Below are 22600 nucleotides of genomic sequence, written 5' to 3'. Positions count from 1 at the left end.
CTGGAGCACCTTTCTTTTTGGGGGATAGGTGATTCATGTTATGAACTGTTTTTGGTCCGTCTGAATTCTATTGGTGTAAGGCTGAAGTTGCGTTTGAACATCCGGTGGAGATAAGAACTGCTGGTGAAGCCAGTTACTTCAGCAATATCCGATACCGATAAATCACTCTCTACAAGCAGGCGGCATACTTCCTTCATCCGTACCTCCATGATGACATCCACAATAGTGGTTAGGGTCTGCTGCTTATAAAGTCTGCTGACATAGATTGGAGACATATTAAGTTCATCGGCAATTTGGTTCAGACTTAAGCAAGGGTCCATGTAAGATTGCTGAATGGTTTGGTTAATTTGCCGGATTAGATCGCTTTGCTTGGAGCTGCGCTTATCCGCTTGGAATTCCTGAATATGATCAAAAAGCTGGTAAAAAGCTGCCTCAAATTCTTCTATTGTTTCATAATGTTCAAGCGAAGGCATCACCATCATCCCTTCGGTGGGGGTAGGACTAAGCTTCTTGATGTTATCGACAATTCGTTTAATCGTTAGCGTCACCCTTGAAACAGTAAGTTCCAGCACATGATAGGGATATTGCTCCATTTCACGTACCATTTCGGAGAAGTGACTGCGGGCTTCGTCTGTTCTGCCACTTGTGAGCGCATCGACCAGCTTTTTTTCGCTGTCAGCCGGGTAGGAGTAAAGATTGTTCTGAAGCTCGCTAATTCGCTCAGCATTGATCAGGCTGCCATGACCATAAAACAGTCTATGTTTGGAAGCTTCTCTGGCCTGACTGTACAGCCGGTTTAGTACATCTGGATTATCACTGATAGGGCTGTACACTAACGACAGTCCGATTTTTAAATAATCACAACAGGCCACACGGATCTGCCGCAGCAGCACTTCAATCAGCTCGGTATCCAGATGCTCAGTGGAGGTCATGCTGCTAAGCAACATGACCACACTATCGTCATTCATATCTACAGTTTCCACCTGATAAGTCTGTCCACAGATCTCTGAGGCAATATTCATGATGGCAAACTTGTACGGAAGGAGATAAGAGCCTCGTTCCTTTCGCAGAGCTTCGTACTCATCAATGCGTAGTAATACTAGCCGGTAGCCCTCGTTTAAATTAAAAGAAATACCCAGCTGTTGAACATCATTTTGCCGGCTGTTATGAGGAGATTTAATGCCAAGCACCAGATTGCGTAATGAGTTCTGCCTGATCGTAAACATACTGTTGCGTTTATCTGCCTCAAGGGTGTTCATTCGGCTTACGATCGAATCAATCGGCAGATAAAGCCGTTTGGACAGTACCCTAGAAATAACAAGACCGAACAATAAAATAATTAAAGAAATCAGAAGCGTAGTATTGCGGATATGATTGGTCTGTTCAGTAATTACCTCATAAGGAGTAATGCGCACATATTGCCAGCCAAGCGAATCGGGCGAAGTATAGGACACCAGTGATTTATTCCCTCTAAAAGGGGCAGTAAAATAGCCGGCAGAACGTGCTTTTACTTGATGCTCCAGCCAACTGTTTTCATCCCCGGAGAGCTTCTCCAATGTCAGCTTATTCCCCGACAGAAAACGGCCTTGGTCATCCAAAATGTAGGTACTGCCACTACCGGGTGTATTGCCGTTAGCCAGTTCTTTATTGATCCAAGCCGCGGATATGTTAACAATAACCGCAGAGTTAATAGAGCGGTCCCAATTGATCGCATCATAGCAAAGGTAAGTATAGACTGAGATGGTTTTTTTCTCAGGTTCATCTATGGAATAGGTTCGCGGAATCGGCGTAAATGTTTTGTAATCCTGATAATGATTCAGCATCTGAATAATTTCAGTGTCCACCAGTTCGCGGGTGGTGAATACGCCATTCTGGCCCTGTGCTGCCGAAATATAAACCGTGTCATTATTCGGATTATATACATAGATGGATTCAATATAAGGCATGGAATTTAAGTAGTTTCCGAGATCGGACATCGCCGCGGTTACCTCATAAATAGAGGGCTTGTTGTAGAACAACAGATGAGAAATCGTGCTGGTTCGATACAGTTGAAATGAAAGCGTTTGCGCGACTTCAGCCATGTTGACCACTTTTTTGCCAGTCTGGGTCAGATCCCTTAGATCGGAGCGAAAGGTTTGCGTCTTCTCGACGCCGATGTAGTACGTATAGTAAACAAAAGTAGAGATAAGAAGGGTTAACGATATGCACAGGGTTATGGTGGTGAGCAGCTTGCCATACAGTAGTCTTTTTCTCCGTAGATCATTATTCTTCATACCGTCCCCCCTGATCATCATATGACTTACTCGGACAAGACTCTGGATGAATTCATATTATGAAGTTCCTTTATTATAAGTCCCCAAGAGTGAACAGAACAGTGGAGCAACCTTAGAATCCTGCATTTTTCCAATCTGAAGGGAGTGAACAAATTAAATATTCGTGTACAAAACAGTCTTTTCTACAAGGATTATAAGGAGTTAGCGAAGCTTGAGAAGCTCAGTGGGTCTCCGAAGACTTTTACATAAACATCCTGATTGTTCAGTTCCTGTTTCGCCAGTTTGTGCAGTAAGGCTTGTAAGCTTCACTTCTGTGTTCAGAAGAATCCCCCTATAGTGGAATTATGCAGTTTCTATATTAAGGGGAGTGAGAGATCTTGAGCCAAACCTCATCCAAAGGAATTTCAAACGTCGAACTTGGCATCCAGGCTGATGGTAGAGCACGCTTACGAACGACAAGAAAGAAGAAAGGATTGTTGTATGAGCTGGTGCACAATCGGGTAATGTTTCTGATGCTGCTGCCCACCTTGATCTTTTTTCTGGTGAATTCCTATTTTCCAATGGTAGGCATCTATTATGCGTTCACTCAATTCGACTTCAACAGCAGCATGTTCAACTCCAAGTTTGTGGGATTACAGAATTTCGAGTTCCTCTGGAGATCCGGTACGCTGGTGAAGCTCACGATGAACACGATAGGATACAATATTGCTTTTATTGTACTAGGGAATGTGCTGGCAATTGTCTGTGCGATCCTGCTGAGTGAGCTCAATGGAAAATGGTTTAAAAAGATTAGCCAATCGGTAATGTTTCTGCCTTACTTTGTATCCTTTGTAATTCTCAGCGTAATTGTCTACAACTTGTTTAATTATGATAGCGGTTTCTTAAATACAATGCTTACCCAATTTGGCCTTGATCCGGTCGACGTTTACAGTAAACCTTGGGCATGGATCTTTCTGATCATTATCTTTTATCTATGGAAAAATCTTGGCTACAGTATGGTGATTTATCTGGCGGCGATTACGGGGATTAGTGACGAATATTATGAAGCGGCCAAAATTGATGGCGCTAATATTTTCCAACGGATTTGGTATATAACGGTGCCGATGCTGAAATCAACCTTTGTGGTGCTGCTGCTCTTTGCGCTCGGGAGTATTATGAAGGGCCAATTCGATCTTTTCTATCAATTAATAGGCAATAACGGGCTGCTCTACAATACGACGGATATCCTTGATACCTATGTATACCGTTCGCTTAAAGTAACCTTTGATGTGGGCATGGCAACGGCTGCCGGGGTCTATCAATCCTTGTTCGGCTTCGTCCTCATTATGACGGTCAACTACATTATCCGCAAAATAAACGATGACTACGCCCTGTTCTAGGAGGATAAGAAATGAAAATTCAAAAGGATAAATATACGCGAATGCTTCATTGGATTGCCTATGTGGTCATTATTGGCTTATCGATCGCTTGCCTGCTGCCCTTTTTGCTAATTATCTCTGCATCTTTGACCAGCAATGAGTCCATTATTCGCGATGGCTATCATCTGATTCCGGCACAGTTCTCACTGGAGGGCTACAAGACGGTATTCATCTTCCCGGATGAGGTGCTGCGGGCATATGCGGTCACAGTCAGCACAACTGCTATTGGAACGGTAATGGGACTTTTTTTCATGACTATGGCGGGTTATGTACTGGCGCGTAAAGATTTTAAATATCGAAATAGCTTTTCCTTCTATATATACTTTACGACTTTGTTTGGGGGAGGACTTGTCCCGTGGTACATCATGATTACGAAATACCTCGGTCTGCTGGATTCCTATGCGGTACTGGTGCTTCCAGGTCTGATGACGCCATTTTTGATCATTTTAATGAAAAACTTCATCAAATCAGCAGTTCCTGAGGAATTGTTCGATTCTGGCAAAATAGACGGGGCCGGTGATTTCCGGATTTACTGGCAGATTGTACTCAAGCTTTCCATGCCGGGCATCGCTACAGTCGGTTTGTTTCTGGCTTTGTATTACTGGAATGACTGGTTCACCTCTTCACTGTTCATCAATGATACGCATAAATATCAGCTGCAATTCTATCTGTACAATGTTATTAATTCAGCACAGTTTATCGCACAGATGGGGGCGGGAACCGGGGTGTCACTGGCTACGGAGGTCCCTGCTGAGTCTACCAAAATGGCGATGGCAATTGTCGTGACGGGACCTATTCTTTTTCTGTACCCGTTCGTTCAGCGTTATTTTGTCAAAGGCCTAACCATCGGCGCTGTAAAAGGTTAGAACCGCAACCTGCCCACTACCGGGTTAAGGTACAGTCGGCTAACATAGAAGCATAGTGAAAAGGGAGGATTCAGATGAATAAACAACGGGGCAAACGCATGTCTATTCTGCTTACGTCAGTACTGGGCTTGACGCTGCTGGCAGGCTGCGGGGGGAATTCTAATTCTGCAAACGGAGACAATGCGGCGGTAAAAGAGAGTAATAGCGGAGGAAACACAGCACAAAGTACGAACGCAGGGACGGAGGAGAAGACCGGACTGGACACTTCCAAAAAGGTCGAGCTGCAATTCTATATGCTAGGCGATGCGCCGAAGGACCTCTCAAGCATTGAAGCGGAAATTAACAAAATGGCCGAAGAGGATCTGAATGCAACCGTTAAATTCAACTATACAACCTGGACAGATTGGGATCAGAAATATAAGCTGCTGCTGTCGTCGGGTCAATCAATCGATCTGATCTTCACTGCGGACTGGACCCAATATCAGGCTTATGCGAAAAAGGGAGCTTTTTTAGCTATAGATGATCTGCTGCCCAAAGCTGCCCCAGAGCTCCAGCAATTCGTACCACAGGAAATGTGGGATGCTGTGAAGATTGATGGCAAGATTTACACCGTTCCAGCGACTTATAAGGAGTATGTAACGAACGGCTTCGTATGGCGTGAGGATCTGCGCAAGAAATACAATCTGCCTCAGCCGACAGATCTGGCTAGCTATGAAGCATACATGGAAGGAATCAAGAAAAATGAACCTCAGATGTCGCCTGCTTCTTTTAACAGTGATGTAAGAGGTAACATTCATGATGTATATTCAACACTTACCGCACAGGTCGGCAGTCCGCTGCCTTATGGTATTGGTATTAAGTACGATGATCCTTCAAAAGCTTATCTGTATTGGGGTTCGGAGGAACATAAAGAAGAGCTGCTGACGATGAGACGCTGGCAGGAAAACGGATTGATTTCCAAAAACGTCCTGAACTTGAAGGATACCATCCAGGCTCCGATTATCGCGGGCAAGGCAGCAAGCATCTTCGGAGATAATCCGACTCGCTTCAACGATACGTTGATGAAGGTGAAAGCAGCACATCCGGATTGGGATCTAGGTTACTATCCTTATGGAAATACCATTGGTTATGCAACACCAGTTCATCCTATTCATAATGGTTTCGCCATTCCGAAGAGCAGCAAGAACCCTGAACGTGCACTGGCCTTCTATGAAAAAATGGTCATGGATAAACGTTATAATCAGCTGACACAATACGGTGTGGAAGGAAAGAACTATAAAATTGATGCGAACGGCTACTATGAACTTATTGGAGATGCTTCAACGAACGGTTTTACACGCGAGGGAATGAATGGCTGGGCCTGGCGGAATCCGGAGTTCATGCTATTTGATAAATCCTATGATGGCGTGAAGGAAATTTTCGCTGAGCTCGACAAAATTCAGAAGCCGGATATTTTCACCGGTTTTGCTGAGGATTATACCTCTTATCAGGCGGAAAAAGCAGCACTAGAGCAGGTGGAAAAGCAATACCTGTATCCATTGCAAGCTGGATTAGTAGAGGATGTTGATGCGGGTTTAGCCACCTTTATGGAAAAGGCTAAGCAAGCCGGCCTTGAAAAAATCCAGACCGAATATATCAAGCAATGGGATGCTTATGTGCAGGAGAAGGGTTTGAAATAATAAAAGTAGCAAGGGATGTTCCTTAAGCCTAATGGCAGGGAGCATCCCTTTTTTTGTGTTCTTTAACGTACTCAGATTTACGAGAAACGTTGACGGAATTCCCGTGGAGTGGTTCCTTCTATTCGAATAAAGCTGGAGCTGAAGTAAGGCGCCTGATTGAAGCCAACTTCCTCGGCTATACGGGCAATCGTGTAGCTAGTCTGCATCAGCAAAAGTTTACTTTGCTGAATCCGATAATGCAGCAGATATTCCATCGGCGCACAGCCGTATTCCTTCTTCATGCAACGAGCGATATATACAGGGTGAAAGCTTAGACTTTCCCCGAGCTGCTGCGCAGTGATATGCTCACGAAAATGGCTGCGTAAATAGGAGGCCGCTTGCTCTGCACATATTTTGGAGGGCGAGGGGCGCTCATGGCTGAGGGAGGCGGATAACTGCTGAATAACCTCCTGAAACAACAGCTGCTGCTGAAATGGAGTATCGCTTAAATGGGAATTAGGCACAAGCTGATTCAGCTGCGAGAGCAGCTCTTCCATCTTGGACGGCTGCAGCAGAGTTGTATATTGAGGCAAGCGTAAGCTAAACGGCCGGATATCAAATTCGTCAGATTGCAGGGAGTTCTCTATTTTGACGTTGTCTTTCTCAAGCGTAGCAGTCGTATCCTCGGTCATATTCCAGTCGCCCACCGTTTGAAAATGCAGCCAATAATAAGAGGTGGATTCCTTGCAGCTATCCGTACTGAAATGATGGCTGTCTGGACGAAGTAAGAGCGCCTGACCTGCTTTTACTTGAAAAGGGAGACCGCCTTCACTCATATATAAACAGCCTTGTTTAACTACAAGCAAATCGAACACCCGGGTATTATGGCGGCTCATATGATAATGGCCGGGGGAGAAAGTATGGAATCCGCTTACAATGTAGTACAGCAACGGAGGAACGGTGAAGTTCAAGATGTTCATGTCAGAGGCTCCTTTTTGTGAGGTTGGAATAATGTAATAATTGGTTTGAAATCTGTACCATCATCCAAAGTATATCATCTATAATTTAGTCTGACCTAATGAATAAAGATGTTATTTTTTAGGCTAAGTCTGTAGGCATGGTTTACGAGGAGGGTTTGTATAGTGAAAAAAGAAAGACAGGGTTTTGGGCTCTGGGTATTGGCTTGGCCTATATTTATAGAGGTATTTCTACAGACTCTGCTGGGTACGGTAGATACATTAATGGTCAGCCGTATCTCTGATGATGCAGTCGCCGTAGTCGGCATTTCCAATCAATTGTTCGGTGCATTGACCACACTTTTTACAACATTTGCGGGTGGAGCGGGGATTCTGATCGCACAGAGAATGGGCTCCAAACGTTTTGGTGAAGCGCGCACGATTGCTATTATGGGAGTATCGGTTAGCCTCGTGTTGGGGATTGTCGTGAGTATTGTGTTGTTTTTCTATGCGGGCCCTATTGGTGGGGTTCTAAATATAGCACCGGAACTATTATCACTTTCGAATGTCTATATCTCCTATGTCGGCGGTGGACTTTTTATGGTCGGGATGATCGCTTCCCTCGGTACCGCTATCCGGAACACAGGGAATACCAAAGGGCCGATGTACACAGGGATTATAATCAATGTCATCCATATAATTCTGAACTATATTTTTATATTTGGTGTATTCGGTCTGCCACAGCTAGGCCTTGCGGGCATCGCGATCTCCAGTATTGTCAGTAGACTGGTCGGAGTGATTATTCTCTACTCCTTATTCCGGCGTTCTTTCGAGATCAAGGTTAGACTTAGAGATTTCCGGATATTCAATGGCAAGCTGTTTAAGCAAATTCTGAAGATTGCCTGGCCGCTGGGGATCAATTCTTCCTGTTGGGTATTCTCCCAGCTTATTGTGTATTCCTTTCTGGCTGCACTTGGAGCCGAAGCGTTAGCAGCACGCACGTATCTTAACACCTTGGAGTCCTTTTGCTTCACGCTTGGTTATGCTTTTGCGCTGGCGGGGCAGATACAGATTGCTCATTTATTCGGAGCAGGCAAACTGAAAGAAGCTTATCGCAGTGCGTATCGTACACTCTTTATTGGTTTGAGCATTGTGTCAGCTAACATGTTGTTATTATTCTTGTTCGGAAAACAGCTGCTCGGTTATTTCACATCTGATCCGAAAATTATTGCGATCGGGGTTTCTTTGTTAGCTCTAAATCTATTGCTTCAGCCCTCCAAAATGCTGAATATGGCCCTCGGCAACGCGCTGAATGCCATCGGGGATACGCGTTATACGATGTATACTTCCATCGTGTCTATGTCCCTCATTGGCGTGGGCTGCTCCTATTGGTTAGGAATCAGCGTCGGCTGGGGACTCATAGGTATCTATTGTTGTATGATAGCCGACGAATTGGTGAGAGGTTTGCTTGTTTTGGCGCGCTGGAGGGGGCGAAAGGTTCTCCGCCAAGCGGATATCGGCTTGAGTGAAGAGAATGCTTCACTACATGGAGCGGGGAAAAGAAGCGCCTCGTTAACCACATAAGCGGGACTCTATAAGCCTAGCTTGATGGGCAATGTAGTGGTTTTAGAGTCAGATGTTGTTTGTGGAGTAGTGTTTTTGTTTCGGCAGTAGGGTGGTAGTAGTGCTGCAGTAGTGCGATAGTAGGGCGGTTGCGGGAGGCGGTAGTAAGGCGGTTGCGGGAGGGATGACGTTGTGCTTTCGGACTCAGATGCTGCTATTTGCTAATTTAGAGCCTTTTCCGGTTAGTTTCGGACTGGAGGGGCGCTATTCCTCGTGAAATGGCTCATGTAGGGGTAATTTTGAGGCAATAGTGACACTGGAGTCCGATAGCTTATGAAAAGAGACGTTTGTGCGGAAATAACGGCTCTGGAGTCCGAAAGCGACTTTGAAAGCCCAAGTAACACCGTGCACCCAAGCGACAACGAGCACTTCAAGTAACATTAAGCATCCCGAGTAACGTCGAGCACTTCAAGTAACTTTGATCATCCCGAGTAGCGTCGAGCACTTCAAGTAACTTTGATCATCCCGAGTAGCGTCGAGCACTTCAAGTAACTTTGATCATCCCGAGTAACGTCGAGCACTTCAAGTAACTTTGATCATCCCGAGTAACATCGAGCACTCCAAGTAACATTAAGCATCCCGAGTAACGTGGAGCACTCCAAGTAACTTTGATCATCCCGAGTAACATCGAGCACTTCAAGTAACATAGAGCAACTCTGTGGCTTAAAAATTGATTAGTTTAGGGGCAGTAGGGCGGTTGCGGGAGGTCTGGCGTTGTGCTTTCGGACTCAACTGCCGCTATTTGCTAATTTAGAGCCTTTTCCGGTTAGTTTCGGACTGGAGGGGCGCTATTCCTCGTGAAATGGCTCATAATGGGGTCGTTTTTCACCAATAGTGACTCTGGTGTCCGATAGCTCATGAAAAGAGGCGTTTGTGCGGAAATAACGGCTCTGGAGTCCGAAAGCGACTTTGAAAGTCCAAGTAACACCGTGCACCCAAGCGACAACGAGCACTCCAAGTAACATCAAATTTGCTGATGTTTTTTTGAAAGAGGTTACCTCATGAGTAGAAATGATTACTTCTGTGAGGGCCTCTTTTTTATGCGCGTATAAAGTTTAAGTTTGACGGTCCTCAAATTTGATTATTCATTCATATAGAGTTTGATTCTATGATATAAATGAGGTAGCCTTTATAGAATGGGTAGCCGTTATATAAATACATGTTAGTGAAGGGTTTGAGGGAAATGTTGTTGTCAAAATGGAGAGGGTTTTCGCTACTAGGGCTGCTCTTAATGCTTGTACTATTATCAGGCTGTTCTAAAGGAACAGCGCATGTCACAGTGAATAAGAATGGAAGCGTAGATTTTGCAGTGAATATGAAAGTGAATTCGCGGGCAGAAGCGTTGATTAGCGGAAAAATGGAAGATGCTCTGGTAAACAAACTTAAAGATCAGGGGATTGAGCTAGAGAAAAGCCAAGATGGAAAATCTACAGTCTATGAATTCATGAAATCTTATGCCTCTTTTGAGGAAATGAAAGCACTCTCTGGTGACTTGGATATTGTGGACCTGAAATTAGATACCAAAGATTATTGGTTTTATACCAAATATGATGTTGAGGCGAAGCCTAAATTAAATAGTTACATAGACACCATAATGGATAATATGGGATCGCTCAGCTTATCGAAGCCGATTATTCGGGCGTTTTTGCAAAACATGGCTTTTGACTTTAAATTAACGTTACCTGTGGATTTATATGGAGACAATAATGCAAATGTGGAGGACGGCAGAACCCTTACTTGGAATGTTACACTAGCGGATACAGAGCCAATTCAAATGCAGGTTTATGTGCCTAATGTATGGAATATCGTGATTGTGCTTATCATTTTAGTGGTGGTTATTGTAACTGCGATTATATTGTTTATCAGAAAAAGAAAGCAGCGTAATAGAAAACGGTTCTAAGTGGGTTCGTAAGGTTTCGGAAGTGCCGGGAAGCTAGGATGCTTTACCGGCCTTCTTTACTTTTTAGCAGGCACAGAGTTATAATTAGTACCAAGTACTAATATCAGATACTAATTGAAGAGGTGATTGGAATGACAGGTGCAAAAATTACCGCTATCGGAACCTATGTCCCAGCTAAAAGACTGACTAATGCCGATCTGGAACAGATCGTAGATACAAATAATGAATGGATTGTGCAACGGACCGGAATCCGTGAGCGTCGAATTAGTCGGCAGGATGAGTATACAAGTGATTTATGTGCAGCAGCTGTGCAGGATCTTATGACTCGTTATGGAAAAAGCGTTCAGGATGTCGATATGGTCCTGGTAGCTACGAGCACACCTGACTTTTCCTTTCCCTCAGTAGCTTCTTTGATTCAAAATCGTTTTAACATTCCACAGACTGCGGGTGCTATGGATTTGAGTGCAGCATGCGCGGGTTTTGTCTATGCACTGCATACTGCTCACAGTTATGTGGCTTCAGGAATGCATCGCAAGGTCCTGGTTATTGGTGCGGATACGATCTCCAAGATTACGGATTATACTGACCGCAGTACATGTATTCTTTTTGGGGATGGAGCGGGAGCTGTGCTTGTGGAAAGTGATGAGCAGTCGACGGGATTTTTGGGCTTCCAGCTGGCAAGTGATGGCGGTGGGGCACATCATGTGTACCGTACGGGGCTTGCCCATACTGTAAACAATATTGAGCTGGTAGATACACAAATGCTGGTACAGAACGGACGTGAAGTGTTTCGCTGGGCGGTCAGAACGGTTCCTTTAGGTGTGCAACAACTGCTTGAAAAAGCGGAGGTAACTCTGGAGGAAGTAGACTGGTATATTCCACACAGCGCTAATATGCGTATGATTGAGCCAATATGCGAGCGATTAAATTATCCGCTGGAGCAGGTGCTGCACAGTCTTGTGAATTTCGGCAATACTTCTGCTGCCACGATTCCTTTAGCACTCGATTTGGGCATCCGCGAGGGTAAAGTACAAAATGGACAAAAGATCCTGATGTATGGTTTTGGTGCCGGATTGACCCAGGCTGGACAATTGATTGAGTTGAATTTGGATCATCAGGTAGGGATACCTACTCCATATTAAGAGGTGGAATTTGGCGAGTTAATGTCCAATGAATGTTTAAAACGAAACGTTTCGGTTAATCAATAAAAAGACAACGCCGTTTGCGGAAACCCGCTTACATTGGCTGTTGTCTTTTTTTTGTTGATTACTGAGTATTTAATTGACTGCCACAGGATTCACGTACAATAAGCACAGGCTCCACTACAAACGATCCACCGCCAGACTGATTGTTAATCAAGTCATAGAGCATATGAGCAGCGAGGATGCCAAGCCGTTCTTTGTTCTGGCGGATGGTCGACAGTTTTGGACTGGTATATTTACAGGCTTCAATGTCGTCACAACCGATAATGGCAATATCTTCAGGAACGCTGAGGCCGTGTTCTTTCAAAGCCCGGATGGCTCCCAGAGCCAGCAAATCAGAAGCCGCAAAAATGGCTTTTGGTAAATTTCCGGCTTGAATTAATTGCTGCATAGCCGTATAACCGCTGGGCTCAAAGAAATCGTCGCCATGAACAAACCACTGACGGTTCAAAGTGAGGCCGAAGCTTTCAATAGCTTTGACATATCCGGATTCCCGCAGGTTAGAAATATCTGAATCCGCTGCACTTCCGATAAATCCAAGCTCTCTATAGCCAAGTAGATAAAAATGCTCCACGACCTTGGAAGAAACCTGAAAGTTATCTGACATCACAAAGCCGGATTTTTTGCCCTTTAGCTCAAGGTCGACCCCGATACAAGGAATACTGCTCATATCCAGATCGCGGATGGTAGGCTCCATCTTTTGCCCGGAAATAATGACACATCCATCCACATTAAAATGAACAGATCGAGCGAAATAATCGCCGCTGCTGATGAATTTCTCGTTGGAAAAGAAAATGAGATCGTAGCCCAGAACGCCCATCTGCTTTTTAAAGGAATTTAGCACTTCTACGAAAAAGGGATGGGTAAATTCGACATTAAGCTCGCCAGCAAAAATAACCCCGATCAGGTTCGACTTCTTCGTTGCGAGTGTCTTGGCGGAGTTGGAAGGTGAATATCCGGTTTGTTCGATGATCTCCAAAACTCTTTGCTTGGTTTTTTCGGAAACATCGCTGTAATTGTTCATAATTTTCGAAACAGTCGAGACAGAAACGCCGGCCATTTCGGCAATCATTTTGATATTCATAGTTAATAAAGCCACCCTCCGCTAAATAGTTGAAATTTGAGAAAAAGACTGTTCTAGAGCGGTTATTTGCGAGTTATTATGAATAGGGTGAATGAAAATTCAATTATTTTCAGTCTATTATTATTGCCGAAACAAGTCAAATATATATTTCACTATGCAGATTTATTCCAAAATAATCTATGTAAAAAAATTCAAAATTACATCTTTACAAAAATAGAAAACTAAGCAACAATAGCATTGTCGAAACCGATTTCGATTTTTCGCTTGAATTACGAATATTACGAAATTCGAGGAGTGATGTTTAGGATGAAAAGGAATTTCACAGCAGCGCTTGCTGCTATGCTCCTTGTCACCGGGCTGCTATCACCGGTTGGGAGCATGAATGCTTCAGCGGCAGAGGCGTTAAAGGAAAACTCACCTGATTCAGCGGCAACGAAAGTGGAAAATGAACCAATCAATGCATTGAAAGCGTTTACTGATGTATCTCCAAGTCATTGGGCCGCAGGCCCATTACAGCGTTGGAGCGCAAATGGGATCATAAGCGGATATGACGACGGGTCGTTTCGTCCGGGTAAGGAAGTCACGAAGGCAGAATTCGCAGCTATTATGAATCGTATATTTAATTATCAGGAGCAATCGGATAAGGTTCCCGCTGATGTCCAGGCTACAGACTGGTATAAAAATGATATAGCCAAAGGGATTGCAGCTGGATATTTAAGCAGTGATCAGAAGAACAATATTTATCCTTCAAAAGCACTTTCGCGCGCTGAGGCGGCGTTAGCCTTGGAGAAAGTGTTTCGTTTCAATGCAGACAAAAGCAGTACAGCAGCATTCACCGATCTGAACGGAGTCAGCGATGAAACCGCAAAAGCAATAGCTGTTCTATCGAGTGCAGGTTTTGTAAAAGGATATCCTGGAGGTTTGTTTAAGCCAGATGGTGGGATCACCCGTGCAGAGTTAGCTCAGTTGGCTGATCGAATGGTTTCGGGACTCCTCCTGAAATCAGGAGAGACTTCACTAGGAACAGTTAAGGGCAATGTAGTCATAAATCGGGCTGATGTGATTCTTAAAGACACGGTCATCCAAGGTAATCTTTATCTAACCGAGGGGGTAGCTGACGGGAATGCAAAGCTTGAAGGTGTAAAGGTAACAGGGACTACTTTTGTACGCGGGGGCGGCGAGCAAAGTATCGGCTTACACCATACTTCTCTTGGACTGCTTCAAGTAGCCAAGCCTAATGGTAAGGTTCGGATTTATGCCAGCGGGTCAACAGCTGTGGGTACTGTGCAGCTGCTATCTGGGGCAATCTTGGAAGAAAGCAGCGATCTTACCGGGGCAGGGTTTGGGGATGTTGAGATGGATGTCGTTCCTCACAATATTTCGCTTCGCGGAACATTTGGAGCGGTTCGTTCGGCAGACTCAGCAGTCAGCGGTTCTTTGTTAAGAATCCTTGGAACTGTCGGCAGCCTTACTCTGGGAAGTCCGACCCAATTAACATTGGAGAACAATTCACAAGTGGCGGCACTAATCCTATCTGCGAGCGCTGGAGGTACAACAATTCAAGGCAGCGGAAGCGTAACCACAATAGATAACAAAGCCGATGGAGTAACGATTGGCGGTGTAGCATTAAAAAAAGGAAACACTGGCAAAACAACATTGCCAATAGCAAGCTCAGCGCCAAGCAGTTCGGGGAATGTAGGTCCAATATCAACGCCAAACTCTACACCTGAAGCAACGGCGACACCTACGGCAACTGCTACGCCAACCGAAACACCAACAGCGACACCAACACCAACCGAAACACCGACACCGACACCGACACCGACACCAACACCAACACCAACACCAACACCAACCGAAACACCGACACCGACACCGACACCGACACCAACACCAACACCAACACCAACACCAACACCAACACCGACACCGACACCGACACCGACACCGACACCGACACCGACACCGACACCGACACCGACACCGACACCGACACCGACACCGACACCGACACCGACACCAACAGCCACACCGACACCAACACCGACACCGACACCGACACCGACACCGACACCGACACCGACACCGACACCGACACCAACACCAACACCAACACCAACACCAACACCAACCACTGATCCGTGGACACTGGTGTGGGGGGATGAGTTTGATGATGGAGAGATTGATGCTACAAAGTGGACCTATGACCTTGGAGATGGTTCGCAATACAACAATCCAGGTTGGGGAAACAATGAGAAGCAGTGGTATACCAACGATGAGAAGAATGTAAAGGAACAGGACGGTAACCTGATCATTACGGCCCACAAAGAAGAAAAAGCTGGCAAACAATATACTTCTACACGGATTAAGACTAAAGGGTTGTTTAGTAAGAAATATGGGAAATTTGAAATTCGGGCCAAAGCACCTACTGGAAAAGGGTACTGGCCGGCGATCTGGATGCTGCCGGAGAACGATGTGTACGGGACTTGGGCTGCTTCCGGTGAGCTTGATATTATGGAAGGCTGGGGCAGTCGTCCAGACACGGTAGCGGGGACGATTCATTACGGCGGTATGGCGCCGAACAATGTATACTCCGGCAAAGAATATGTATTTCCGGATAACGCTACGATTGAGCAGTTCCATACGTACTCTATTGAGTGGGAGCCGGGCGAAATTCGCTGGTATGTGGATGGTGAATTATATTCGACCAAAAATGACTGGTACAGCATCAGCAATGGGCAGCCTGCCAATAATGTGTATCCAGCGCCGTTTAATCAGAAGTTCCATTTGCTGATGAATCTGGCCGTAGGCGGTAACTTTGATGGTGATCCGACTAGCGAAACCGTATTTCCAAAATCGATGGAGATTGATTACGTTAGAGTCTACGAGCTGACAGGTCGTGAGTACCGCGAGCCTATTCCAGTTACACTGGAGAAGGAAGCCTATCCAGAAGGCTCCAAGCTTGCACTGGCAGACGGCAACATGGTTTATAACAACAATTATTCGGAGCAGGTGCCGGGGGATGGCGGTATGGGAATCCCGAATACCGCACATTGGGCACTTTATAAAGAGGCAGGGGCTGAGGCTACGGTTTCTACCGTTCCTATTGGGGAGCGCAATTATGTGAAGGTAGATATCAGCAGTGGGGGCGGGAATTTTTATTCGATTCAACCCCAAGCTATCGTATCTATAGCTAAAGGCAGGTTCTATAAACTCAGCTTCGATGCCAAAACCGATATGTCCCGCAGTATGAGCGTTCGGTTAACAGGTGGAGAATCTCGTGGATTTGCAGCGTATTCTCCATCGCTTAAGGTAGATCTAACTTCAGCGATGACGCATTACGAAACGATGTTTCAAATGAAGGAGAACTCAGATATTGCTGCACGCGTCGAGTTCAACGTGGGTACCAATACTTCACCGGTATGGTTTGGTAATGTCAGATTAGAAGAGATTGAGAATATTCAATTCCCGCATGATAGTGCGAAGGAACCGCTGGCCAACGGTAATCATCTGTACAATGGTACTTTCGATATTGGGGAACCCAATCGGATGAGTTATTGGCATACGGAAGCAGCTGGTGGTGCCACGGTAGAATCAAACGTTAATGACGCTGGCCAGTTAAAGCTGCAGATTGGCGGCAGTGAAAATGGTGAGGTTCGGTTACTTCAGAAGGGGATTCAGCTCATTCAAGGGCAGGACTACGAGGTTACCTTCAATGTTTCAGTCTCCTCTGCACGCACAGGAACGGTCCAACTACTAGCAAAAGACGGAAGTGTACAGGCAGAACAAACGGTTAGCTTAAGCGAAGGTGAGCAAAAAATTAAAGCCACCTTTATCAATCTTGCAGGTGCAACCGATCATGAAGGACAATTCGTATTATTGTTAAACGGGGCAGCGGATACAGTCGTTCTGGATAACTTCCAGATGATACGTACTAGCTTCTATTTTGATCCATCGCTAATATATTACCCGCTCCTGAATGGTGAATTTAACTTTGGGTTTAGCGCCTGGGATCGCCTGTTGACAGAGCAGGGTGGTCAGAGCAGCGCTACGGTTGCAGATGGAGCAGCAAAATTTAGCATTACGAATACCGGCAGTCAGGCGTATTCTGTAATGTTGTTTCAGAACAACTTGAAAGCTGCTGCTGGAATGGATTATGTGGTTGAATTTGATGCCAGTTCAACCGTAATCCGCAAAATCGGGGTGAACGTAGAAAATGGTACGTATCAGGCCTCATTCAGCAATATTGTGGAGGTAACGCCGGAGACGAATCATTACAGATTCGAATTCCGGCAAGGCAGCAAGGATACATTGTCTCTTAAATTCCTGCTTGGGAAGGTTGAGGGGATTAGTATTCCTCAAAACCATGATATTATCATTGACAATGTGAAATTTGAGATCAAAAATGCACCGGCCAAACCGCAGGAGCTGCTAAGCGACAGCAGCAATAACAGAGTTTCGCAACCGATTGAGCTTACTTTTATCGATAATGAAAATTGGCGGAATCAAATCATGGCGGTAAAGGTTAACGGTACAACACTTAATGCAGAGCAGTACACTATTGAACCGGGAAAAATCACAATTGAAGCAGCAGTATTTCCGGCAGAAGGAAGTTATACCATTACTGTTGAGGCTGAACATTATGTTACTGCAACTGTCGCGCAGACTATTCTAGCTAATGATAACAATCTAGTTATCAATGGTTCGTTTGGCAGCGATAAGACGGGCTGGACTACATGGTCCGGAGAAGGTGGCGTCTCCGCGTTTAATGTGAAGGATGGCGTAGCTGAAATCCTGATTACGTCGGCCGGATGGGAAGCGTGGCATACACAATTTTTCCAAGAGGGTATTCCACTGGAGGGCGGAAAAACATATGAGGTGAGCTTCAAAGCAAAATCAACGGTTCCGCGCCAAATTGTGTTAGAATACTCCAATACTTCAGCTGCTTCCGCGCAAGCTAAGTTTGATATTCATGCGGATTGGGCTACTTATACAGCACAATTTACGGTGTCGAACAGCAACCCGCTGAAGCTTAATTATCTGATCGGCAAAACGCTGGGCGCTGATCCTGCGGCTAACAATACGCCGCATACGATTTCTTTTGACGATATTGTGGTCAGGGAGGTACAAGGGGGTCCACCAGTAATACCGCCAAGCGGTACGCTGGATAATGGAACCTTCGATGTAGATGCAACGGGCTGGAGCCAGTATTTTGACGGAATCGGATCTGCTTCTGTTCAAGAGGGGGAATTTGCTATCAACTTAACAGGTACCGGGCAAGCCCCTTATAGCGCACAGGTGGATTACGAAAATCTCAAGCTCGTTCAGGGAAAAACGTACACCTTGAAGTTTAAAGCTCGTTCTACAGTAAACCGCAATATTCAGGTAGCTGTGGAGCATAAAGGCGGGGACTACACCAAATATATGGAAGCTGAGCTTGTAGCCTTGACCCAGAATATGGACGAATACAGCTACACTTTTACAATGAATGGGGCAACAGACGCTGGTGTTCATCTGGTGTTTTTGCTAGGGCTTATAGATGGGAATAGTACGGAGACGAATAGTGAAATTAGCGCGGGCAGTACAATTTATTTGGATGATGTAAGCTTGATCGAAGGGTAAACGAAAAAAACGGCAGTGTTTTCCTTTTACAGGAGCACTGTCGTTTTTTTGTGTGTTTTTTGTGGGTTTGATTTAAGTTTCTTTAGGGATAAATTCAAAAATTTTGCCACTCTCAAAAGATTCTATTAGTTTCAGCAACCAGCGGTAGTAGTTAATGGATTCAGTTATTTTTTCTTCATCTGTATTTAAGAGCTGCATAAGTTTACTATCGTCACTATACTCTTTTTTCATATCGTTAATTTCTGCAAGTGATTTCGCTAGTGAGATCATATTACCTTCGACGGCTTTTCTCCATTTAATAGAGAAGTAATCACTGAAGTTCTGATGCCAGTCAGGCACAGTGGTGAACAAGTCTTTGCGCGTCCCTCTCCCCCATACTTTGTCGATCATTTTCAGATCTAGAAGGGTACGGACTCCCGTACTCATGGACGTTTTACTCATTCCCATTGTTTTGCTGAGCTCATCCAGTGTTACTGGACCTTGATTGAAGTACATATAACCGTATAAATGTCCAATAGACAAGGTAATGCCATACAGATCCATGTTTTTGCCGATAGAATCGATCACACGTTCACGGGCTTTACTAATCTTCTCTATTTGTTCGGGCGTAAGCCCTTCTAAATCGTTCATGATGTCCCTCCTGAGGAATAGGTCGATAGACTGCAACCTTATACAATGTATTGTAATCAAATCCCCCTCCATAAGTAAAGAATTCATGAATAAAGGAATTTGGCGTAAAACAGAGTATTCCATACATAAAGTTCGTAAAGTTAAAACTGTACACTAATTTTTATCCGTATATGGTGTTTGCATGAATTTTCAATAGTCCGGTAAACTACTATAAGTGAACTAAACCCGGATAACATTTCGGGAGAAGGAGGACGGCATGGCTATTATAGAGGTGAAACAACTAACCAAAGTATTCGGTCATGATGCGGGACGCGCGATTCCTTTATTAGAGCAAGGGATGTCGAAGGAAAAAATTGCTCAGGAATTGAAGTTGACAGTCGGAGTCAACAAAGCCGAATTCAGCATTGAAGAAGGAGAAATATTCGTCATTATGGGTTTGTCCGGCAGCGGTAAGTCGACGCTGGTTCGTTTGTTGAACCGCTTGATTGAGCCTACAGGGGGGCAAGTTCTTTTTAAAGGGAAAGATGTTGTGAAAATGAATCCGGAGCAGCTGCGCCAATTCAGACGGAAGAACATCGGCATGGTGTTTCAGAAGTTCGCATTATTTCCACATCGAAGCGTACTGGAGAATGCAGCATACGGGCTTGAAGTTCAGGGCGTAGATAAAAAGAAAAGAACTGAACTGGCAACGGAAGCCTTGCATCTGGTAGGTCTGAAAGGTTGGGAGAATCATCGTCCTGATCAACTCAGTGGAGGGATGCAGCAGCGTGTTGGACTGGCACGGGGCCTTGCCAACGACCCGGATATCCTGCTTATGGATGAGGCATTTAGTGCACTGGATCCGCTTATTCGTAAAGACATGCAGCAAGAGCTGCTGGAATTACAGGCCAGAGTGAAGAAGACCATCGTGTTTATCACTCATGATCTAGACGAAGCTTTGCGGATTGGAGATCGGATCGCACTGATGAAGGACGGAGTCATTGTGCAAATTGGTACACCGGAAGAAATCCTCATCCAACCTGCCAATAAATATGTAGAGCGATTCGTGGAGGATGTGGACTTGTCTAAGGTATTGACTGCAGCTCATGTAATGCGTCAGCCGGAAACAGTCAGACCTGAACGCGGGCCTCGGGTAGCGCTTCAATTAATGCGTGACAGTGGTATATTCAGTCTGTATGTAGTGGACAAGGAAAATAAGCTTCTGGGTGTTATTACAGCTGAGGATGCCCTTAAGGCACTGAATGATAATAAATCTATTCTGGAAGTAACGCGGAGAGAAATCCCACGTGTACAACCGGAAACGCTACTCAATGATTTCTTTGAATTAATATCTGAGACACATTTGCCTGTAGCCGTCGTAGATGAAGCGGATAAATTGAAGGGTATTGTGATTAAAGGAGCCGTTCTTTCCGCACTCGCCGGCAACGCGGTACCGGAAGGAGGATTATAATGGACATTCCTAAACTGCCTTTGGGAAAGGCACTCGAGTGGTTGGAAAATTGGCTGACGACTTATTGTGGGCCCCTGTTTGACTTCATCCATTCGATTATCGGTGGTATGGTGGCTGGCATTGAAAATGCACTTACCTTCCTGCCAGCACTAGTACTTATCGTGCTTATTGCAGCTTTGTCTTATTGGATCGGTAAATGGCGCATGGCACTATTTGCGGTCATTGGGTTGCTTCTGATCGATAATCTTGGATTATGGGGACCTTCTATGCAGTCCTTGGCCCTTGTTCTAACCGCCTCGATATTGGCTGTAGTAATTGGTGTGCCGATTGGTATTTTATGTGCGCAGAGAAATACCGTTAGAAATATAGTTACGCCTATTTTGGACTTTATGCAGACGATGCCGGCTTTTGTATATTTATTGCCAGCGGTATCCTTTTTCTCACTGGGCGTAGTTCCAGGGGTTATTGCTTCGATTATTTTTGCAATTCCGCCAACGATTCGCTTGACCAATCTCGGAATTCGTCAGGTTTCGGAGGAACTGGTGGAGGCAGCAGATGCTTTCGGATCGACACCTACTCAGAAATTGGTTAAATTGCAGCTTCCAATCGCTTTACCAACAATTATGGCAGGTGTGAACCAGACCATTATGTTGTCACTGTCAATGGTTGTTATCTCATCGATGATTGGTGCACAGGGCGTGGGTGCCTATGTATACCGTGCGGTATCACAGGCTAAGACAGGAGACGGATTCGAAGCAGGGATTGCGATCGTTATTATCGCCATTCTGCTGGACCGTTTGACACAGAACGCACTAAAACCAAAACAAAGATAGGAGTTTTAAATAAATGAAGAAGAAAAATATAGGGGTATTCCTGTTAGTTATTATGATGATTGCTGTTATTGCTGGATGTTCCTCATCAAGTAAAGAGAAGGTAAAATTAGCATATGTAGCATGGGATTCGGAAATTGCGAGTACTTATGTAGTAAAGGAAGTACTTGAAACTAAGCTTGGAGCTACCGTTGAAATGCTGCAGGTAGATGCTGGTCCAATGTGGGCTGGGGTTGCAGACGGTAGTGCGGATGGAATGGTTGCAGCTTGGCTGCCAAGCACCCATGCGGCTTATTTAGAGAAGTACGGTGCAAAAATTGAAGATTTGGATGCAAATCTAAACGGGACTAAGGTTGGCTTGGCTGTTCCGGCCTATATGGATATTAACTCTATTGAAGACTTGAAGAACAGTGATATGGCAGCAAAGCTGAACAATCGCATTATCGGCATTGAGCCAGGTGCCGGCATTATGACAACCACAGAAAAAGCTATCGCTGAATATGATCTTAGCGATTACACACTTCTTGAAAGCTCATCCGCAGCGATGGCTCAGGAACTGCAAAAGGCTTATGACAACAACGAACCAATCGTTGTTACAGGCTGGACACCGCACTGGATGTTCGCCAATATGGATCTGAAATATCTGGAAGATCCAAAAGGGGTTTACGGTGCGGATGAACAGATCCACACGATGGTTCGCCAAGGTCTGAAAGATGACATGCCGAATGTCTACAAATTCCTGGATCAATTCGAATGGACAGCAGAAGATATGGCCAAAGTAATGATTGAGGTTCAGGGTGGCAAGTCACCAGAAGAAGCCGCTAAAACTTGGGTGGAGAGCAATCCGGATAAAGTGAATGCTTGGGTTGCAGGTATAGAATTGTAAGTAGATTAAAAACTGTGTTATGATGTGAAGAATAAATGGAAACAAAAATGTAACTTGTACGCTAACTACTGTTCTTTACACATTACACTTCATAAGCAAGCTCATTCAATAAAACACCCCGTAAGGGGTGTTTTTCTTGGGAATATAAGCAAAGCATTACAAGCTCTTAGTGTACCCTGCTTATATTTCAATAAGAATGGAT

Annotated in this window: 14 protein-coding genes; 10 read left to right on the top strand and 4 right to left on the bottom strand. The window is 44.9% G+C overall.

Annotated elements, in window-relative coordinates:
- Positions 1 to 38: 38 nt before the first annotated feature.
- A complete protein-coding gene (locus MHI15_RS09420) occupies positions 39 to 2273 on the bottom strand; it encodes an AraC family transcriptional regulator (RefSeq protein WP_076128035.1) in 2235 nt (744 codons plus the stop codon).
- Between the two features lie 503 nt (positions 2274 to 2776).
- On the opposite strand from MHI15_RS09420, the gene MHI15_RS09415 reads away from it, so the two are divergent.
- The 3 genes from MHI15_RS09415 (at position 2777) to MHI15_RS09405 (ending at position 6236) form a co-directional block, all read left to right on the top strand.
- On the top strand, positions 2777 to 3652 hold the full coding sequence (locus MHI15_RS09415; protein WP_094903677.1) for an ABC transporter permease: 876 nt from the start codon (positions 2777 to 2779) through the stop codon (positions 3650 to 3652).
- A gap of 11 nt (positions 3653 to 3663) precedes the next feature.
- The gene (locus MHI15_RS09410) at positions 3664 to 4557 is read left to right on the top strand and encodes a carbohydrate ABC transporter permease (RefSeq protein WP_036685379.1); all 894 of its coding nucleotides are present in this window, start codon (positions 3664 to 3666) and stop codon (positions 4555 to 4557) included.
- 68 nt (positions 4558 to 4625) lie between these two features.
- Positions 4626 to 6236, top strand: coding sequence for an extracellular solute-binding protein (locus tag MHI15_RS09405; RefSeq protein WP_139329889.1), 1611 nt, complete (start codon positions 4626 to 4628; stop codon positions 6234 to 6236).
- 77 nt (positions 6237 to 6313) lie between these two features.
- Here MHI15_RS09405 and MHI15_RS09400 read toward each other — a convergent pair whose 3' ends face one another.
- Positions 6314 to 7195, bottom strand: coding sequence for an AraC family transcriptional regulator (locus tag MHI15_RS09400; protein ID WP_076128032.1), 882 nt, complete (start codon positions 7193 to 7195; stop codon positions 6314 to 6316).
- Positions 7196 to 7354: 159 nt separating this feature from the next.
- On the opposite strand from MHI15_RS09400, the gene MHI15_RS09395 reads away from it, so the two are divergent.
- The 3 genes from MHI15_RS09395 to MHI15_RS09385 all read left to right on the top strand — a co-directional run bounded on the left by MHI15_RS09395 (position 7355) and on the right by MHI15_RS09385 (position 11836).
- Positions 7355 to 8755, top strand: a complete 1401-nt coding sequence (locus MHI15_RS09395) for an MATE family efflux transporter (protein ID WP_340034643.1) — start codon at positions 7355 to 7357, stop codon at positions 8753 to 8755.
- Positions 8756 to 10025: 1270 nt separating this feature from the next.
- A complete protein-coding gene (locus MHI15_RS09390; RefSeq protein ID WP_076277198.1) occupies positions 10026 to 10694 on the top strand; it encodes a DUF3153 domain-containing protein in 669 nt (222 codons plus the stop codon).
- Positions 10695 to 10825: 131 nt separating this feature from the next.
- Positions 10826 to 11836, top strand: coding sequence for a ketoacyl-ACP synthase III (locus MHI15_RS09385; protein ID WP_341164362.1), 1011 nt, complete (start codon positions 10826 to 10828; stop codon positions 11834 to 11836).
- Positions 11837 to 11960: 124 nt separating this feature from the next.
- On the opposite strand, the gene MHI15_RS09380 is transcribed toward MHI15_RS09385, so the two are convergent.
- A complete protein-coding gene (locus MHI15_RS09380; protein WP_076128026.1) occupies positions 11961 to 12980 on the bottom strand; it encodes a LacI family DNA-binding transcriptional regulator in 1020 nt (339 codons plus the stop codon).
- Positions 12981 to 13286: 306 nt separating this feature from the next.
- Between MHI15_RS09380 and MHI15_RS09375 the strand changes: the two genes are divergently transcribed.
- The gene (locus tag MHI15_RS09375; RefSeq protein WP_341164361.1) at positions 13287 to 18602 is read left to right on the top strand and encodes a carbohydrate binding domain-containing protein; all 5316 of its coding nucleotides are present in this window, start codon (positions 13287 to 13289) and stop codon (positions 18600 to 18602) included.
- A gap of 72 nt (positions 18603 to 18674) precedes the next feature.
- Here the strand turns inward: MHI15_RS09375 and MHI15_RS09370 are convergent, their stop codons facing one another.
- Positions 18675 to 19232, bottom strand: coding sequence for a GbsR/MarR family transcriptional regulator (locus MHI15_RS09370; protein ID WP_036685364.1), 558 nt, complete (start codon positions 19230 to 19232; stop codon positions 18675 to 18677).
- 256 nt (positions 19233 to 19488) lie between these two features.
- Here MHI15_RS09370 and MHI15_RS09365 point away from each other — a divergent pair, with 256 nt between their 5' ends.
- From MHI15_RS09365 to MHI15_RS09355, 3 genes are read left to right on the top strand one after another with little or no spacing between them, the layout of a single operon-like run.
- Positions 19489 to 20682, top strand: coding sequence for a quaternary amine ABC transporter ATP-binding protein (locus MHI15_RS09365; RefSeq protein WP_036685362.1), 1194 nt, complete (start codon positions 19489 to 19491; stop codon positions 20680 to 20682).
- Positions 20682 to 21515 carry an ABC transporter permease gene (locus MHI15_RS09360; RefSeq protein WP_076099393.1) on the top strand — a complete coding sequence of 278 codons (834 nt, stop codon included), beginning with the start codon at positions 20682 to 20684 and terminating at the stop codon, positions 21513 to 21515. Before MHI15_RS09365 ends, MHI15_RS09360 begins: the two co-directional genes overlap by 1 nt.
- A gap of 13 nt (positions 21516 to 21528) precedes the next feature.
- Complete coding sequence (locus MHI15_RS09355; protein WP_341164360.1) at positions 21529 to 22398, top strand: glycine betaine ABC transporter substrate-binding protein; 870 nt, start codon at positions 21529 to 21531, stop codon at positions 22396 to 22398.
- The last annotated feature ends 202 nt before the right edge of the window (positions 22399 to 22600 follow it).

The organism is Paenibacillus sp. FSL H7-0918, assembly GCF_038007025.1.
GTDB classification, from domain to species: domain Bacteria; phylum Bacillota; class Bacilli; order Paenibacillales; family Paenibacillaceae; genus Paenibacillus_AQ; species Paenibacillus_AQ odorifer.
This window is presented reverse-complemented; position numbering and strand designations above follow the sequence as displayed.